General features: G+C 48.0%; 14 protein-coding genes. 4 read left to right on the top strand and 10 right to left on the bottom strand.

What is annotated here, in order from left to right; translation table 11 throughout:
* Window positions 1–5: 5 nt before the first annotated feature.
* From nrdE to DES37_RS00595, 4 genes are all read right to left on the bottom strand, one after another.
* Window positions 6–2,156: a class 1b ribonucleoside-diphosphate reductase subunit alpha gene (gene nrdE, locus DES37_RS00610; protein WP_425451668.1), complete on the bottom strand. Its 2,151-nt coding sequence runs from the start codon at window positions 2,154–2,156 to the stop codon at window positions 6–8.
* A complete protein-coding gene (gene nrdI, locus DES37_RS00605; protein WP_036103869.1) occupies window positions 2,138–2,539 on the bottom strand; it encodes a class Ib ribonucleoside-diphosphate reductase assembly flavoprotein NrdI in 402 nt (133 codons plus the stop codon). The genes nrdE and nrdI overlap by 19 nt, the downstream gene beginning before the upstream one ends.
* Window positions 2,536–2,778 carry a glutaredoxin-like protein NrdH gene (gene nrdH, locus DES37_RS00600; protein ID WP_110024488.1) on the bottom strand — a complete coding sequence of 81 codons (243 nt, stop codon included), beginning with the start codon at window positions 2,776–2,778 and terminating at the stop codon, window positions 2,536–2,538. The genes nrdI and nrdH overlap by 4 nt, the downstream gene beginning before the upstream one ends.
* 209 nt (window positions 2,779–2,987) lie before the next feature.
* Complete coding sequence (locus tag DES37_RS00595) at window positions 2,988–3,317, bottom strand: glycine zipper domain-containing protein (RefSeq protein ID WP_245929916.1); 330 nt, start codon at window positions 3,315–3,317, stop codon at window positions 2,988–2,990.
* 163 nt (window positions 3,318–3,480) lie between these two features.
* On the opposite strand from DES37_RS00595, the gene DES37_RS00590 reads away from it, so the two are divergent.
* Window positions 3,481–3,825, top strand: a complete 345-nt coding sequence (locus DES37_RS00590) for a DUF2002 family protein (RefSeq protein ID WP_036103874.1) — start codon at window positions 3,481–3,483, stop codon at window positions 3,823–3,825.
* Between the two features lie 156 nt (window positions 3,826–3,981).
* On the opposite strand, the gene DES37_RS00585 is transcribed toward DES37_RS00590, so the two are convergent.
* Window positions 3,982–4,440, bottom strand: a complete 459-nt coding sequence (locus tag DES37_RS00585) for an L-alanine exporter AlaE (protein WP_036103876.1) — start codon at window positions 4,438–4,440, stop codon at window positions 3,982–3,984.
* A 766-nt stretch (window positions 4,441–5,206) separates the two neighbouring features.
* Here DES37_RS00585 and stpA point away from each other — a divergent pair.
* On the top strand, window positions 5,207–5,605 hold the full coding sequence (gene stpA, locus DES37_RS00575; RefSeq protein ID WP_110024486.1) for a DNA-binding protein StpA: 399 nt from the start codon (window positions 5,207–5,209) through the stop codon (window positions 5,603–5,605).
* Window positions 5,606–5,944: 339 nt separating this feature from the next.
* Here stpA and DES37_RS00570 read toward each other — a convergent pair whose 3' ends face one another.
* From DES37_RS00570 to DES37_RS00560, 3 genes are all read right to left on the bottom strand, one after another.
* A complete protein-coding gene (locus DES37_RS00570) occupies window positions 5,945–6,208 on the bottom strand; it encodes a hypothetical protein (protein ID WP_036103888.1) in 264 nt (87 codons plus the stop codon).
* A 399-nt stretch (window positions 6,209–6,607) separates the two neighbouring features.
* Window positions 6,608–8,215 carry a sensor domain-containing diguanylate cyclase gene (locus DES37_RS00565; protein ID WP_170123709.1) on the bottom strand — a complete coding sequence of 536 codons (1,608 nt, stop codon included), beginning with the start codon at window positions 8,213–8,215 and terminating at the stop codon, window positions 6,608–6,610.
* A 554-nt stretch (window positions 8,216–8,769) separates the two neighbouring features.
* Window positions 8,770–9,051, bottom strand: coding sequence for a hypothetical protein (locus tag DES37_RS00560; protein ID WP_110024484.1), 282 nt, complete (start codon window positions 9,049–9,051; stop codon window positions 8,770–8,772).
* Between the two features lie 429 nt (window positions 9,052–9,480).
* On the opposite strand from DES37_RS00560, the gene bamA reads away from it, so the two are divergent.
* Window positions 9,481–11,904, top strand: a complete 2,424-nt coding sequence (gene bamA / locus DES37_RS00555) for an outer membrane protein assembly factor BamA (protein WP_110024483.1) — start codon at window positions 9,481–9,483, stop codon at window positions 11,902–11,904.
* Between the two features lie 40 nt (window positions 11,905–11,944).
* A complete protein-coding gene (locus tag DES37_RS00550) occupies window positions 11,945–12,214 on the top strand; it encodes a hypothetical protein (RefSeq protein ID WP_036103897.1) in 270 nt (89 codons plus the stop codon).
* 3 nt (window positions 12,215–12,217) lie between these two features.
* Here DES37_RS00550 and DES37_RS00545 read toward each other — a convergent pair whose 3' ends face one another.
* Both DES37_RS00545 and DES37_RS00540 read right to left on the bottom strand, forming a co-directional pair.
* Window positions 12,218–13,183, bottom strand: coding sequence for a diguanylate cyclase domain-containing protein (locus DES37_RS00545; protein ID WP_110024482.1), 966 nt, complete (start codon window positions 13,181–13,183; stop codon window positions 12,218–12,220).
* Window positions 13,173–17,651, bottom strand: a complete 4,479-nt coding sequence (locus DES37_RS00540; protein ID WP_110024481.1) for a PAS domain S-box protein — start codon at window positions 17,649–17,651, stop codon at window positions 13,173–13,175. The genes DES37_RS00545 and DES37_RS00540 overlap by 11 nt, the downstream gene beginning before the upstream one ends.
* Window positions 17,652–17,718: the final 67 nt, after the last annotated feature.

Here is a 17,718-nt window from a genome sequence, read left to right as displayed (position 1 = left end):
ATTCCTTACAGTGTGCAGGAGACACAGCCGTCAATGGCGGTGCCTGCTAACGCCTGTTGGCGCAGGCGAATGTAATAGAGCGTTTTGATACCTTTTTGCCAGGCATAAATTTGTGCTTTATTGATATCGCGAGTGGTTGCGGTATCCGGGAAAAAGAGCGTCAGCGATAACCCCTGGTCTATGTGTTGTGTGGCTGCAGCATAGGTATCAATAATTTTTTCTGGCCCAATTTGCCAGGCATCCTGGTAGAGGTGTTTGTTGTGCTCAGTAATAAAAGGTGCCGGGTAATACACCCGGCCAGTTTTGCCCTCTTTACGGATTTCAATGGGGGCGATGACCGGGTGAATACTGGATGTCGCATGGTTGATATAGGAGATGGAACCAGTGGGCGGGACAGCCTGCAAATTCTGGTTATATAACCCATCGCGCATGATGTCGTCACGCAACTGGCTCCACATTGCCTGGTCGGGTATGCAAATATTCGCACGGTCAAACAATTGCTGTACCCGGGCTGTTTCTGGTCGCCACAACTTGCTGGTGTAACGTTGGAAATATTCACCGCTTGCGTACTGCGACTGTTCAAACCCTGCAAAACGCTGGCCACGTTCGCGGGCGAGCCGGTTAGACGCACGCAACGCATACCATGCAATGCAGTAAAAATAGATATTCGTGAAATCAATGGCTTCTGGTGAGCCATAGGCAATTCCTTCGCGCGCCAGAAAACCATGCAGGTTCATTTGGCCCAGCCCAATTGCATGAGCCGACGCGTTTCCTGCCATTACTGAAGGCACGCACTCAATAGCGCTTAAATCTGAAACTGCACTTAATGCCCGGACGGCTGTTTCAACAGTTTGTGCAAAATAGGGGGAGTCCATTGTATGAGCAATATTTAACGACCCCAGATTACAAGAGATATCTTTACCGGTGTGCAGGTAATCCAGGTTTTCCGCCAGCACGGAAGGTTGGTTAACCTGCAATATTTCAGAGCACAGGTTGCTCATGTTGATATAACCTGCAATCGGGTTAGCCCGGTTTACCGTGTCTTCAAACATGATGTAGGGATAGCCCGATTCAAACTGTACTTCAGCCAGAATACGGAAAAAATCACGGGCCCGAACCCAGCGTTTGCGAATGCGTGTGTCGGCTACCAGTGAGTCATAGTGCTGGCTGATGCTGATATCGCAAAACGCCTTTCCGGTTACCCGCTCAACATCGTAGGGTGAAAACAGAGCCATCTGCGCATCTTCTTTGGCTAACCGAAAAGTGATATCAGGGATAACCACGCCCAGCGACAGGGTTTTGATACGCAGTTTTTCATCGGCGTTTTCTCTTTTGGTATCCAGAAAACGTAAAATATCGGGGTGATGGGCATGCAACCATACCGCTCCGGCACCTTGTCTGGCGCCCAGTTGGTTGGCGTAACTGAACGCATCTTCCAGCATTTTCATGACAGGTATGACACCGGAAGACTGGTTCTCAATTCTTTTTATTGGCGCGCCAGCTTCACGTAATGCAGACAATACAAAGGCTACGCCACCACCACGTTTGGATAGCTGCAATGCGTGAGTAACAGCCCGGCCAATGGATTCCATGTTGTCTTCGATACGTAACAAAAAACAGGAGACCAGTTCGCCACGCTGTTGCTTGCCAGCATTAAGGAATGTTGGTGTGGCAGGCTGGAAGCGGCCTGTGAGTATTTCGGTAAGTATTCGTGCTGCAAAACGAGCGTCTCCCTGGGCCAGAGTGAGCGCGACCATGCAGGCACGTTGCGGGAAATCTTCCAGGTACTGTGAGCCATCAAAGCTTTTCAGGGCATAGCTGTTATAAAACTTCCACGCGCCCAGAAAGGTTGCAAACTGGTGCTTACTTAAAGCGGCAGTAAGAAACAGGTTTTCCAGTTCTTCTGGCGTGTACTGGGCCAGTATCGCGCCATCGTAATAACCTTCATCCACCAGTGTTTCCAGGCGTACAGCATCGGTTGTGAAAGTGCGTGTTGCGGGAGTTATGTGTTGGTGTAAATAAGCCTCCACCGCTGCTTTGTCTTTATCCAGTTGTAATTGCCCCGCGCTGTTATACATATTCAGCATGGCATTAAGCGCGTGGTAATCCAGGTCGCGGGTGGCTGTTGTGGTTGCGGTTATAGTTGCTGTAGCCAAAATTGTTTTACTCCCTTTCTCACGTTTTCGACGTCTTCAGGTGTGCCGAGTAATTCGAACCGATACAGGCAGGGCACCTGGCATTTTTCAGCGATTACTTTGCCGGCAAGACAATATCCGGCACCAAAACTTCGGTTACCGGAAGCGATTACTCCCTTCAGCAAACGCCGATTTTCTGGTTGGTTCAGAAACCGAATAACCGGAGCCGGAACAGCTCCGTTACTGCCACCGCCACCATAAGTGGGCACAATCAAAATAAAGGGCTCGCTGGCATGGAGTATTGGGTGCGGCGGCGTGGTGATACGCAGTGCGGGCATTGCCAGGCGTTCGACAAATCGGTGTGTATTTCCCGATGAACTGGAGTAATACACCAGATTACTCATGCTTCAGCCCCGGGTTGTGAATGCAGGCGGTTAATCATATCCGGGCGGAAACCGCTCCAGCGCAAAGTATCAGTAATGACAACCGGCAACTGAAGAAACCCCTGGCTTTTTAACCAGCCAACACATTCCGGGTGGGCGTCGGTATCAATCAAAGTAAAGGGGATTGCGCGTTGTGCCAGCATGCGTTTGGTTGCATGGCACTGTACACAATTCTCTTTTGTGTAAATGCTAATGCTCATGATTCGTATTCTCATATATAGGGTTAAAAAAACACCCGGACGCACAGCGTTGGGTGAGCTCTTGTGTTCTTGATACTAGATGTAGTTGCGATTTTTATCAACCATACAATATATGGTAATTAAGCAGAGACGATGGGCCGGGCGCTTGTGCCACAACTTCAGGCAGGAAGAGAGGTAAACCCGGCGCGTGGCCGGGTTGTGTGAGGATGTTATTTTCGTGCCAGCAGGGCACCGACGATAACCCCCGCGGCTGCACCCAGACCAATACTGTGCCATGGCTTGTTGTGCACCCACTCATCAGTGTGATGAGCGGCATCACGCGTGGCTTGTTGCAGTCGGTTATTGCCATTAAGGCGGGCGCGGGTTTCACTCAGTAAACGTGTAGCGTGGTGCTTAATGCTGTCACGCTCTTCTTTTGCATCGCTGTCCCAGGCGTCCAGCACTTTTTCCAGCGTACTGGCGATATGGGTTATCTCATCCTGCATTGCCTGGTTTTCTGGTGCGTTGTGAAGTGTCTTCTGTTTGGTATTGCTGAACACAGGACCTCCTTTTTTTAGTGATTCAGATAACAGTGTAGACGCCAGAATGCCGTTTTTCTGGCAGAAACTGCGGTAAAAGGCGGTTTCTGGACTATTCTGAAAGCATCTCCTTGTAGCCATGCTGTATGGTTGCGAAGCTGTAATGAGAGGATGAGGAAGCACAATGTATTTACGACCCGATGAGGTGGCACGCGTTCTGGAGAAGGCTGGTTTTATTATGGACAGCATGGAGCGGGGGGCATATGGATACCGCCGCGGAGAGAATTATGTTTATGTAAACCGGGAAGCGAGGATGGGTCGCACTGCACTGGTTATTCACCCGGCAATGAAAGAGCGAAGCCATACACTGGCGGAGCCTGCATCAGATATAAAAACCAGCGAATTGTATAAACATTTCCCGCTGTGGTTAGGTGGAGATGAGCAAACACATTATGGTATTCCCCACGGTTTTAGCTCACGCATTGCCCTGGAACGTTATTTAGATGGGTTGTTTGGCCGGGTGGAATAAAACAGATTTTTTCTTGAGAAGGGTAATACCAGTCAAGTATTTCATTCAGTAAATACACGCTGGTATTAGCCTGTTACCAGCAACGGGCAGTGGGTTCCGCCCGTGCTGTTTACTTGAGCCTGCTACAGATGGATCACTGTTTTGTTGTACTGTTTTTTATATTTCTGCGTGAACGGGGTGTTGTGCATCAACAACACGGAATAACCGGCGGCAGAAATCAAGAAAGTAACCATAAGCCGCACCCATCATCATAGATACGACCATATTTGAACTCACCGCAGCCACAATCTGGTGCCAGTCAGCGCCAACAGTAAACAGAATGGCAGCATACACTGGTGACTGGAATGTGACGTAGGCAAACATATCCGCCAGGTTCTTCACTTTTTTACCGCCACCCGCCCTGCGTGCATAACCCATTATTTTGTCGCGATAGAGCCCATACGGCCAGGCAATAACCATGTTAACCGGAATGGCCACCAGGCGTGACGAGAGAGACTGGCGGAAATCCATTCCTGAGATAAATATTTCAATCATCATGCCAACTACAGAGCAATACACCACCATTGCAAAGGTGTCTGCAACCGCGTGACGCAGGCGTGAATGTGGCGAGAACATGTTCCGGGCTCCTTGTTAAACCTGGCTATAAGTGTTGGCTATTTGTTTATTTGTGGTTTATATGTGTGGCTTTAATCAATGACGCCAGATTATATGACTGCGTTGAAAACAGCAATTAGCGTAAAATTTTTATTTAAGTGAAGTTTGTCGATAAAATTCGCTGCAATACTGGTTTTTGAGCCGGTTATGTCATTAAACTCCGGCTTTTTAATTGTTTTGTTTATTTATCAATTAGTTAATTTTGATTTCAACGAAAGGCGATAAAGCGGTACAACGTGACTTTTACTGGATTCAGTGGGAAATGCTTTGTGGTTGTCTGTTTTTTAGTCTTTGGTTGTTTGTTTCTTGTTTTGTGCCGTTTTTAAGTTTTTTATTCTGCTTTGTTTGGTGAATAACTATTCCTTAAAATGACTGCTTATGCAGTACTGTTACTGGCCGGCGGCCAGACTGAGGTAACAGCAAGAGGGCTTTGCCGGGTAAAACATGCACAGCACGCAGCTTATTGTGATGAATACGCCAGTCCTGCCAATGTAATGCAGGCTGAATATGGCCAGACTATTTTATCGGTGTTACAGAACGGGTGTGAGTGGATGTATTTTTCTTAAAAACCAGGATTAATCCTTCTGTTTATTGGTGGTTTAGTATTGCTATGTCTTATAATTATCCTTGCGTTAGTTGGCGTTATTTTTATGTGGTCTTGAAATGTATTCGTTTTAATGGTTAGAATAACGATTCTATTTATTTTAGTGAAAGGTGGCTAATTATAATGACTGTTGAGTTGCAAAAATTAAATAACATCCGCACATTGCGTGCTATGGCTCGCGATTTCTCCATTGACGTGCTTGAAGATATTCTGGAAAAAGTCAGGATCGTCACTGAAGAAAAGCGTGAAGAACAACATGCTCAGGCTGAAGTGCTGGCTGAAAGGGAAGAGAAAATTAATCTTATTCTGAGCATGATGGAAGAGGACGGACTGGATCCCTCATTATTAATGGGAGCCACTGCTGGTAAAGGTACTGGAACGAAGCGTGCAGCCCGCCCGGCTAAATACCGTTTTACTGATACCAATGGTGAAGTAAAAACATGGACAGGCCAGGGGCGTACTCCAAAGCCGATTGCTCAGGCGCTGGAACAAGGCAAATCATTAGACGATTTCTTAATCTGACAGCCTTACGAGAATTTCCACGCTGACGAGGCTGCGTAGCGGCCTCCCGTATAGCTATTTTTTATGGATCGTAGTAAAAGTCAGAAAATATTTTTCATGGTTGAATATTTTTTACGGTGGGTAGATCTGTCTGTCAATTGGTTGAGCGAGAAGTGCTGATACAACCTGTCAATGCAAAGGGCTGTTGTTTGTTCTGTTCCCCACAGCCAGAAAACATGAAATATCTGAATTAAACCACAAGCGAAAAGTGTAAAACGCTTTTGATGCGAAAAGATTAACTGCCAGTAATAAATCAGCAAGGGTGGCAAAACAGCTTATTTTTACCACCCTTGCTGATAATCAGGATGCTGCATCTTCACTCGTGTAGTCATAACTCACCAGTCGCCAGTTAGCCGACTGCCCATGATGCCAGGGCATCATCGCCCCTTTCTGAACACCCACAATGGCGCTGGCCGTTATGTTGGTCATTTGCCACATCCCTGTTTGTGGGCACCAGTTGCCACTACTACGCTCAATACCCAGAGGTTGTCTTGCTGATGTGTCGCTGGCAAGGTTATTGCCTGTCGCGAGCCAGCCTGTTTGTACGCTGTCTATTTTCATCATTAACCATCCTGACATCATTCCCGGCCAGTCGAATAAAACGAATGGCCTGTTTGATAATTTGAATTAAGGTGTCTGGATACAGCTATTTGCTAAAAATATCCTATACATCAGGTTACAGTGAATGTAGCTGACTTCGCTGTAAGCTGAATACTCCAGAGTAAAATTTTAATATAGCAAAAATAAAATAAAAGACACCTGCCTTATTGCTTAATTTACTTTAAGTAACTGTAAATATATAACAGGCATGAATGTTATTTTTCTTAAGTAATGTTTTTGTCTTTTTAATACTGAGCCATTCCATGACTTTTTGTTTTTAATTAAATAATAGTATGTTGAAATTACACTGCTTTAAATTAAATTATTCACAACGCACTGGCGGTATATGCCAGCCTGGTATGGTCAAATTTTAGATGCGGCTTTTTCAGCCACCACGTCATGTGGTGGCTGAACTAACAGATTCCCTTGTGGGTAGCGGCGCAACTGCCCCTGGTGATTGGTTACTACACAATTGCGGCCAGCTTCCTTGGCGGCATACAGGGCAATATCAGCCAGTTTAATAGCCTGGTCTGCAGGGATGTCGGAACCTTCTGTCACGCCGTAAACACCGACTGAAACGGTAAATACCGGGATACTTTCATCGTGGTAGCCTGAAACGCCAAACCGAATACGCTCGGCAATTGTAACCCCGGTATCAAACGGGCAACCTGGCAACACCACCACAAATTCTTCGCCACCAAAACGGCTAATAATATCGCTACTGCGGCACAGGTTTTTGAGGCGTTTTGCCAGAGCGACTAATGTGCGGTCACCTGTATCATGGCCATATCTGTCATTGATGTGTTTAAAATTATCAATGTCGAGCATGATGATAATATTATTGCCGGCTGGCAAATCGCGCATCTTTTCAACCAACCCACGGCGGTTATATAAGTCAGTAAGTTGGTCTGTCATGGCATCATTGTTTAAACGAGAAACGGTATATTGCATTGCCCGTAAACTTTTATACACCGCTTTGCGTAATATCTTAGCTTCATAGTACCAGACGTTGATGTTGAGAATGTTTTTGAGCTTTTCATCTGTGGGGAATTTTTCTGTTACTCGCGCAAGGCGGGTGAGAGGTGTTGATATGCGTGAAGCCAGGTAGCCCGCCGTTAAGGAAATCAACACAATTACCGGGAATATTACCCCGGCAGACAGGCTGATAGACGATGCCATCATCGCTTTGACTGCTGTCTGGCGCGAATAAATGACCACTTTCCATCCTGTTGAATTAACTGTTGAGTAACTGATAAGCGCCGTCTGGTGGTGGATTTCTCCTTCAAATGATCCGGAGGCACTCTTCAGCAGGCGTTCAGACAAACTTGGTTCATCCAGCAAGGCTGATGTATCTTCCGGGTTACGGCTGCTGTCATAGATGACTGTTCCTTGTGGTGTTTCAATACGAACATGGTTGCCTTCTGTATAGTGGTAACTCTTCAGTAACCGGTTCAGCTCACTGTCTTTGTGTAAATAAATCACGCCAGCGAGATAACCCACCGGCAGACCCTGTGGTGAGCTCAGTGGGTAACTGAGCAGAACAACAAAATTATTCGCAGTTGAAATGTAGGGCAAACTTATTAATGGTTGCCGGCTTTGCAACGCACGCAGGCTGCCTGGTGATTTGAGGGGTTTGTGGTTATCGCCGGGCATTGCCGGGAAAATGGCATCAATAACATTCTGTTCATTGACGACGGCGACCCGGTTAAAAAGTTGCGATTGCTGGTACAGACGCCGGGCTTCCTGGGCCAGATTTACGCGCTGGGTTGCATCCGGCACATTCTGCACGCTCCAGGCCAGAGCATGTTGTGCCTGCAGGAAATAATGGTTAATACTTTCAGCAAGTTTATGTGATGACGCGGTGTTATCAGACAAGATGGTATGGCGGAAATCATCACTCTGGAACCGGTAAACAAGGGCAAGCAAAATCGCTGCCGTTGCCAGTACGCTGCCAACAGACAAAGTTATCATCAGATTTCTTAAATTAACCAGCTTATATGACACCATAGTTAACGTTTCTTATGTGTTGCCATTGAGACCGGGGTTCTGGAAACGTGTTACGCTCCCATTAACGTTTTCGGCACTGTGAGTTATTTCTTGAGCACAAAAGCATCCAAAGGTGATATGGATTTGATTTTGAGTCACAAATCGTGAATCCGCAAATGTGCTGCTCTGTGTGCAAAAAAAAGCCCACCAGGCGGTGGGCAAAGTCAACTTATTGGTTAGGAATGAAAATCCCAGAATAAACAATTTACCTCCCTTTGTTGTTAAACAGGTTAAAACCAAAACCGGGGGCAGGTTTTAACCAGGACAGGTAAGTTAATTTGCTCTGGTGATGTATACCATAGCGGGGAATAGTGATGAGAAAACGGAGGAAATATGAATCTGCTTTATGGTGTTATATATTAGCCCCAATCATTTTTCAGAATTGGGGTGGGTTAAAAAGAATGTGTGAATTATTAATGCAGGGTGGCAATGTAAGAAAAGGGTGGAACCACTCAGCCATAATTTGCAATAGTTGTAAATCAGGAATTTATTTCCTGACTATTTATGCGGGCAATAAGTGCATTGGCATGGGTGATTGCGTGGCGAGCCTGAATATTATCAGCCGCGCAGGCCTGCAATAACTGGCAGGTGAGTTCCAGTGATTCAACCAGTTCCGGGGCCGAGAGGCAAAGTAAGGTATTGGCGGCTGTTCCCCCCCCGGGAAGCCCACTGGAAAAACCTTGTATCAGTACACAATTTCCACTGGCATCAGTCACTTTTCCTTCTTTGGTCAACGACCAGGGACCGGGTTGGTACAACATTGTTATATCTCCAGTAATATTTAATACAAGGGTGTTTTTTAAACGATAATGCTTTTGTACCGCATGGCTAATGTCTGCCAGTGGTATCCTTTCATCTGAAAAACTCGCCCGGAAAATTAGTTTGAGCGATAAACAGGTATTTTTGCGCCATGGCAAGTAAAGTGGTTAATGGCGATTCACTTTGTAAACGGTGTTGAGACAAATCTGTAAGGTGAAAGTTCACTGATGTTTGATAAAATGTTTTTTTGTTTGAAATAATTTTATAACTATTATTTCATTCATTTTTTCTTCATTGTTTCACCATTTTTCCTCGCTACTTTTCGGCTTCATGAAACTGTGAGTATTTCCTCTCTCGCCACCAATAAATAACTTTGCTGGCAGGTTGATTTGCTGTGTACAGAAAACCCATTGCTGGATAGTGAAGAGATTATGCAAATTAGGCATTACTGGCTTCTGAGTTTATTGTTGCCGACAATGACTGTCTGGGCTACAGAAGGCACCATCGTGAACGATATTCAGTTCACAGGATTACAGAGAGTAACGCCTGGAGCTGCATTACTGAGTATGCCTGTTCATCAGGGAGATGACGTCAGCAACCAGGACATCAGCAATGCGATTCGCGCGCTCTATGCGACCGGTTATTTTGAAGATGTATCCATCTCCCGCGATGGCAGTACCTTACTGGTGCAGGTGAAAGAGAAACCGACCATTGCCAGCATCAGTTTTGCCGGGAACAAGTCGGTTAAAGACGAGCTGTTGAAGCAAAATTTGGATGCATCGGGTATTACAGTTGGCAGTGCGCTTGACCGCAATACACTCTCTGATATGGAGCAGGCGTTGCAGTCGTTTTACTACAGTGTGGGGAAATACAGCGCAACAGTAAAAGCGGTGGTTACGCCGTTGCCCCGTAACCGGGTGGATTTGAAATTCGTGTTTCAGGAAGGGGTTTCAGCGAAAATAACCCAGATAAACCTGATTGGTAACCACGCTTTCAGCACGCAAACATTGCTGGATAATTTTCAGTTGCGTGACGACGTGCCCTGGTGGAACGTGCTGGCAGACCAGAAATACCAGAAAGAAAAACTGGCCGGTGATTTAGAGATATTGCGCAGTTATTACCTCGACCGTGGTTACGCCCGCTTTGCCATCGACAGCACCCAGGTCAGTATGACCCCGGATAAAAAATCACTCTATATCACCATTAACCTGCATGAAGGTGCCCGCTACCAGATTGGCAGCACCCAGCTGACAGGCAACCTGGCAGGGCATAGCAACGAAATTGAGAAGCTTGCCACCTTTCCCAAAGGTTCTTTATACAGTGGTGCGAAAATTACCCAGGCTGAAGAGGCCATTAAAAAACTGTTGGGGAAATATGGCTACGCTTCCCCTGTTGTCCGAACTCAGCCAGAGATTGATGACACCTCTCACCGGGTGGTGCTGCATATGCAAGTGGATGCCGGGCGGCGATTTACTGTGCGCCGTATCATTTTCAAAGGTAATGATATAACCCGCGATTCAGTGCTGCGCCGGGAAATGCGGCAAATGGAAGGTGGGTGGCTGAACAGCGAGAGTGTTGAACAGGGAAAAGCACGGCTCGACCGGACTGGCTTTTTCGAGAAAGTCGATACTGAAACTCGCCCGGTTCCTGGCACCGCAGACCAGGTGGACGTTATCTACACCGTGAAAGAGCGTAATACTGGCTCATTTAATGTGGGGCTGGGATATGGAACAGACAGCGGTGTGAGCTACCAACTGGGCGTGACCCAGGATAACTGGCTGGGTACAGGTAACACCGTGAGTTTTAATGGCACAAGAAACAGTTACCAGTCGTATGTCGAATTATCTGCTACTGACCCTTATTTTACTCCGGATGGCGTCAGCCTCGGCGGGAAGATTTTTTATAATAGCTACGATGCCTCTGATTCTGATGAAGCCAGTTATAACCTGCAAAGTTACGGCCTGGGCAGCAATCTGGGGTTTCCCATCAGTGAGAATAACCGCCTGAACCTGGGGCTGGATTATGTTCATAACCGTTTAACGAACATGGATCCGGAACTGACTATCTGGAATTACCTCAGTTCGCAAAATATTAACCCGAAGGTGGTGACAAAAGATGGCGACAGCGGGGCAAGTTATAGCGGCAATGATTACTTTGCCAGCCTTGGCTGGCAATACAACGATCTGAACCGGGGCTATTTCCCGCAGTCGGGTAATAAAACCAGCCTGACCGGTAAAGTGACAGTGCCGGGGTCTGATAACAGTTATTACAAACTGTCTTTTGATACTACTCAGTATGTCCCGTTATCCGCCAGTAAAACCTGGGTGTGGATGGAGCGGCTGCGTGCTGGTTACGCGGCGGGCCTGAATGGGCATGTTGTGCCGTTCTATGACAATTTCTATGCGGGTGGTTCGTCTTCTGTACGCGGGTTTTCTTCCAACACGATTGGGCCAAAGGCGGCTTATTACCGGTGTAATGGTTCCGAAAGTAGCTACAGTGCGTGCCCGCTTGATTCTTCATCAGATGCTGTGGGCGGCAATGCCATGGCTGTACTGAACACGGAATTGATTGTACCTACGCCATTTGTGAATGACCGTTACGCGGATTCCCTGCGTACCTCGCTATTTGTTGATGCCGGTTCGGTATGGAGTACCACCTGGAAAAATACCGCACAAACCGAAAGTGCCGGGATCCCGGATTACAGCGACCCGGGTGACATCCGTGTTTCTGCCGGGGTGGCGTTGCAATGGATGTCTCCGCTCGGGCCTTTGGTGTTTTCTTATGCCGAGCCGGTGAAAAAATACAGTGGCGATAAATCAGAGCAGTTCCAGTTTAACATCGGAAAAACCTGGTAATTATAGCGGGGGATACGTGATGAATAATGAGGAGAGTGCGATGACACGTTATGAACAACTTTATGCGTTTTTACGGGAACATCCTGCTTCTGATGCCCAGGCGATTAATCATGCTCTGGGTACGTCCGGCAAAGTTATTTATTACGAGATAAAAAAAGGGATGCAGTCGGGGGAAATTCAGGCTCGGAAAATTGCCGGGCGCTACCGTTACTCTACCCGGGCTGGGGTGTGTTTCGGTTGCGCTAACCCACTGACAGCACTCTTTAACCGCTACCTGATGACGGCGCGGCGCAATAGCACAGCGGCGTAAAAATTATACCTCTGCAGAGGAGTCGGGTTCACCACCAGACCAGGTCGTGATGCGGTTGCGGCCATCGCTTTTGCTTTGGTACAAAGCCTGGTCTGAGTGGTTAAGCAAATCCTCTTCGCCTGTATCCTGTTCCGGGGTGGTACAGGCTATACCAATGCTGATGGTAACGAACGGGCTTACCCGTGACGTGGCATGGGGAATTTTGAGTGCTTTTATGGCACTCAGAATGGCGCTGGCACGTTCCTGTGCTCCCGCGAGATCAGTCAAAGGCAGCAGGCAAGTGAACTCTTCGCCACCATAACGGAACACCATATCCATCGGGCGGCGCAGCGAACCTTTCAGTGCGACGGCAATCGCCCGCAGGCAGTCATCGCCTTTTTGGTGCCCATAGTTATCGTTAAAGCGTTTAAAAAAATCCACATCCAGCATAATAATAGCCAGAGGGCGCTGTTCACGGCGGCATAACAGCCAGTTTTGCTTTAACATTTCATCAAACCGCCGCCGGTTATACAGGCCGGTCAGCCCATCAAGCCAGGCTATTTCGCGCATATTATCCATATACAGCTTGAGCATCAGCTGTGTCATGACCCGTGCACGAACAATCGCCGGGTTAATGGGTTTGGCAATAAAATCGACCGCGCCAATTTCAAAACCGTATGCTTCCACATCGGCCTCAGTTTCGGCGGTGACAAAAATAATCGGGATCCATTCGGTAATGGGATCATTTTTTAGCCGCCGGCACACTTCATAGCCATCAATATCCGGCATGACGATATCCAGCAGGATCAGATCAGGTTTCTGGTTCAGCGCCAGGTGCAGTGCTTTTTCACCACTGGTAGCGACGATGACATCCAGTTCACCATGGAACACGGCGCTCAAGGTATGAATATTGACGGGCTGATCATCGACGATCAGGACGCGGGGTTTGTAGCCACGCAGGGCATATTCGTCCAGAACCTTATTCCACATGTGCCTGCTCCTGTATCTTTATTAAGAAGTGTTTTGCCTGTTCAAAATCCAGAGCATCTGTAGCCTGTATCAGTTGGTTAAGCTCCGGGATTAACTCCGGCTGTTCTGCCAGCGCATGGCGCAATAATTTCGCCACTTCCAGAGCTTCCATATTGCTGTTATCCAGGTGGCGGTGTAATAACTGAATTATCTCCCCGATTGGGAGCGTGGTTTCTGTATCGCTGTGACTGGCTTCTTTTTCCTGGGCAATAAGCGCAGTAATTTGCTCCATAAGTGCGGCATATTCACTTTGGGCACGTTGTTCAATTTCATCAGGCAGTGTGGCAAACAGGCTGGCTTTCCCGGCATTGTCAGCTGTTTTCAGCGCGGCTTCCTGCTCAACCAGCCAGGCCCACAGTTTATCCAGCCCGGCGGAACCACTGGTTCCTTTCATGGTGTGTATTACCACCATTGCTGCAGGCCAGTTCTCTGCCTGGCAGGCACTACGTAGCTCGTTCTGTAATGAAATAAACGATGGCATAAAGGCATTGAGCAATGTTTGATACATGCCCGTATTTCCGCCAGTGCGTTGCAAAAAACCTGGGGTGTTACCGGGTACTGCAAGGGGTAATGTGTTATCGCGCCCTAATACCCGGGAAAGCGTGGCAATAACGTTATTAAAATCCAGCGGTTTCCCGATGTGGTCATTCATGCCGGCATCAAGACAGTTTTGCCGGTCGGATGCGCTGACATTGGCAGTCATGGCAATAATCGGCAGGTTGGCGAAACGCGGGTTGGCGCGAATACGCCGGGTGGCTTCCAGGCCATCAATGTCTGGCATTTGGACATCCATCAGCACCACATCAAACGTTTTTCTTCCGGAAAGCACTGCACGCACACCATCTTCACCGCCACTGGCGATACGGGTGTGCGCACCTTCACTGGTTAAAAACTCACTGATAACCATTTGGTTAAACGGGTTATCTTCCACAACCAGAATATTTACACCGGCAAGGCGGTGCTTTTGGGGTTGTGTGATGGCATCTGCGTGTGTTCTGCCGACATTCATTGCATTAAACAGCTGTTCCGGTGTTAATGGCTTGGTCAGCACGTTATCCAGCATTGGGAAATTGTGGGTGTCGGGCAGATCAGCATGGTTCGCCGCACTGACCAGAATAAGCGTGGGAACTTTGGCCAGGTTCATTTGGTAGCGAATATGTTCCGCTAAAGCCAGACCATCCATTTCGGGCATGATCCAGTCCAGTAACACGGTGTCGAAGGGAGCGCCTTCCTGAGCTGCCTTAGCAATAAGCTGTATTGCTTCATCCGGGTTGTTGGTACTGGTTGCCGGAATCTGCATCGTGGTTAACTGGTGTTCCAGAAGTGCTCTGGCGACCGGGTTATCATCAACGACCAGGGTTTTGGGCGCCGGAGAAGGGAAGGTAAGTGGATGCCAATTTGTTTTATTTGAACGCGGCAGTGTCAGGCTGAATGAAAAGTCACTGCCTTTGCCCTCAGTACTTTGTACTGCCAGTTCGCCACCCATTTGCTCAACTAACCGGCGGCTGATTACCAGGCCTAACCCGGTGCCACCATAACGGCGGGATGTGGACGCTTCTGCCTGGGTAAACACATCAAAAATACGCGCCAGTTGGTTCTCGCTAATCCCTATACCGGTATCAGACACGTTGAACCGGAGTGTGACATCCTGCTGAGTCAGTGACAGCAGGTGTGTTTTCACTACCACTTCACCTTGCTCAGTAAATTTGATGGCATTACTGATCAGGTTGATTAGCACTTGTTGCAGGCGCATTTCATCGCCAGTCAGGTCGGGGGGCAATTGGTTATCGAGGTCGAAAAGTAACTCAATAGATTTGTTGTTAAGGTTACCTGACATCACAATGGCCAGGTGCTCCATCAGTTTGTTCAGGTTAAAAGGTTGGTTATCCAGCTCCAGTTTACCGGCATCTATTTTTGAATAGTCCAGAATATCGTTCAGTAAACCCAACAGCGATTTTGCAGCAATATGCGCTTTCTCGGCAAAATCGTGCTGGCGTGGCGCCAGTTGGGTTTTAAGTAACAGTTGCAGCATACCCAGCACCGCATTCATTGGTGTGCGTATTTCATGGCTCATATTGGCCAGAAACAGGGATTTAGCGGCATTTGCTGCATCCGCCTGTTCTTTGGCTTCAATCAGCTTGCCACGTAACATATGGTCTTCTGTTACATCGAGGTTTATTCCTGTCACCCGGGTTGCCTGGCCGTGATTGTCACGTTCGATATATGCGCCTGCCTGCAGGTAACGTACTTCGCCATCTTGCTGAACCACCCGAAATGCCGGGGTGTATTCCTGGTGCAAACTAACGGCATCATGCAATTGCTGGATAGCCATAACCCGGTCATCCGGGTGAATACGTGATTCCCAGTGGTTAAGTGATAACCCATTACCTTCCAGTGATGGCGGCAAGTCGTAAAAGCTGTACATCAGGTCATTCCACTCCAGCGAGTTGTCTGCCAGATTCCAGCGCCAGATACCAAGCCCCGCTGTTTTTGAGGCAGTCAGTAACGTTTGGGTGGTGCTGAGAAGTTGGTCTCTTGCCGTTTCAAGAGCCTGTTGTGCCTGGCGCTGCTGGGTAATATCCATGGAAATGCCCAGGTAACCGGTCAGTTCGCCATCGGCGTTGTGCATGGTTGTTACCACCAGGCGTACCGGAAAACGGCTGCCATCTTTGCGCACATAGGTCCACTCGCGTTGTTCAGGGAGCCCCCTGCGTGCGTGGTAAACGAAGGCGTCAAAGCCGTTAATTTTCTCGTGATGTTCTGCGCTGAGTTGTTGGCTGTAGTGTTCAACTTCTTCCGGTACATGAATAATTACTGGGGTAACTTTGCCAACAACCTCTGCTTCGCTGTAACCCAGCATACGTTCAGCGCCTTTGTTAAACAGCTGGATGGTGCCGTTTAAATCGGTCGCGATAATAGTAAATTCATAGGTGGCAGACATAACGGTACTGAGCAGGGTATTCAGCCCGGCCAGTTCCGCGGTGCGCTCACGCACCTGTTGTTCCAGGTTGTGGTTCAGTTCATGAATGCGTTTTTCATTCTCTTTTTGTTGCGAGATATCGCGCACTGTGGTCGAAGCACCAATAACGTCGCCGCCAGCATCCAGAATAGGGGACACCGTGGCAGATACCTGAAGCTCGCAACCATCTTTACGCCGCCGTACAGTTTCCAGATGATGAATGGTTTCTTTATTGACAACCCGCTTCAGGGTTGTCACTTCTTCATCCTGCAGGCGTATGGGGACAATCAAGTCTGCCAGGTAATGGCCTGTAGCTTCTTGCCGGGTGTAGCCAAACATGTGCTCTGCTCCGCTATTCCAGCTGATTATTTTGCCCGTGGTATCTTTACCAATAATCGCATCGGCCGAACTTTCCACTATCATGGTCAGTTTGCTTTGCTCTACAGATAACCGCCTGCGGTCACTGGTGCGCGAAACGGCAATATTGACCAGCAAGGCCAGAATCGCCGAAAACAGGGTACCAATTAAAGCAGTCCCAGGAATGGAAAAAAGATTAAGCCCATTGAGCCATGCAGGGGTTGCGGAAATGGAAAAGCGCCAGGTACGGCCCAGAATGTCACTATCCTGGTACCAGGTGTACAACCCGGTTTCAGTGCTGCTGTGGTAGAAAGTTTCGTGATTTTCCGGGTCTGTGACATCGCTTAGCGTGAGGATCAGGTTGGGGTCATGAAAGCGTTGCGACTGCATAATATCGGCAATGCTTAACGGCGCGAATGCCCAGCCAAAACACTGGTTAACCCGCTCATTTTCTGTTTTTGGAATGGTCGCTTCCAGGTAAATTGGGAGTAAAATCAGGAAGGAATTATGGTTCACACTATTGGAGTATTGCAGCGCCAGGGGCCGGGTGATCGCCGCATTGCCGGTTTTCATTGCTTTGATGGCCGCTTCCCGGCGTTGCGTTTCCGACGCAATATCCAGCCCGATAGCTTTGGCATTGGTGCTGACATGTTGCGGTTCTAAATATTCAATAATAAAGTGTTCACCCTGCCAGGGGGCAATGTAATTCACAGAGAAATCAGGCCAGGTTTCCCGGCGCTCTTCTTCGACAAAATCAGAAAGTGCGGCATGGGGAACCCGGCGCACAAAACCAAATCCACGCGCACCAGGAAAATTCTTTCCCAAATCCAGTGTTTTGGAAAATGCATAAAACCCAGAGCTTTCAACGTCTTTTCCACCACCACTCAGTACTGCTGTACGCGCTTCAAATAACCCATACTGGTAGCGGCTCATCGAGGCGATAACAGCACTGAACTCAGGCTGAGCACTGTTAATCAATGCCTGGCGGATATATTCCTGGTTGAGGTGATGCACAGTGACCGTAATGCCGGCCGTCAGCAACAGACTCACTAAAAAAGTGATAACGGTGGCGAATTGCAGATGCAACAATTTACTTACGTGCTGTGCCAGCATGCTGTCGTCCCGAGTTATGCGCAGTTGAAGGCGCGATACACCAAACAGCGATTACCCTGCATTTGTA

Origin of the sequence: Mangrovibacter plantisponsor, assembly GCF_003182475.1 — a bacterium.
GTDB lineage: Bacteria > Pseudomonadota > Gammaproteobacteria > Enterobacterales > Enterobacteriaceae > Mangrovibacter > Mangrovibacter plantisponsor.
Note: the sequence above shows the minus strand (reverse complement) of the source record. Positions and strands in the feature narration are given on the sequence as shown.

Bases quoted from the DNA above. Each gene is read 5' to 3' on its own strand.
- DES37_RS00560 (WP_110024484.1), bottom strand. From the start codon at position 9,051: ATGTTGTACCAACCCGGTCCCTGGTCGTTGACCAAAGAAGGAAAAGTG.
- DES37_RS00550 (WP_036103897.1), top strand. From the start codon at position 11,945: ATGACACGTTATGAACAACTTTATGCGTTTTTACGGGAACATCCTGCT.
- DES37_RS00565 (WP_170123709.1), bottom strand. From the start codon at position 8,215: ATGATAACTTTGTCTGTTGGCAGCGTACTGGCAACGGCAGCGATTTTG.
- stpA (WP_110024486.1), top strand. From the start codon at position 5,207: ATGACTGTTGAGTTGCAAAAATTAAATAACATCCGCACATTGCGTGCT.
- DES37_RS00570 (WP_036103888.1), bottom strand. From the start codon at position 6,208: ATGATGAAAATAGACAGCGTACAAACAGGCTGGCTCGCGACAGGCAAT.
- DES37_RS00585 (WP_036103876.1), bottom strand. From the start codon at position 4,440: ATGTTCTCGCCACATTCACGCCTGCGTCACGCGGTTGCAGACACCTTT.
- DES37_RS00545 (WP_110024482.1), bottom strand. From the start codon at position 13,183: ATGTGGAATAAGGTTCTGGACGAATATGCCCTGCGTGGCTACAAACCC.
- bamA (WP_110024483.1), top strand. From the start codon at position 9,481: ATGCAAATTAGGCATTACTGGCTTCTGAGTTTATTGTTGCCGACAATG.
- DES37_RS00590 (WP_036103874.1), top strand. From the start codon at position 3,481: ATGTATTTACGACCCGATGAGGTGGCACGCGTTCTGGAGAAGGCTGGT.
- DES37_RS00540 (WP_110024481.1), bottom strand. From the start codon at position 17,651: ATGCTGGCACAGCACGTAAGTAAATTGTTGCATCTGCAATTCGCCACC.
- nrdI (WP_036103869.1), bottom strand. From the start codon at position 2,539: ATGAGTAATCTGGTGTATTACTCCAGTTCATCGGGAAATACACACCGA.
- nrdH (WP_110024488.1), bottom strand. From the start codon at position 2,778: ATGAGCATTAGCATTTACACAAAAGAGAATTGTGTACAGTGCCATGCA.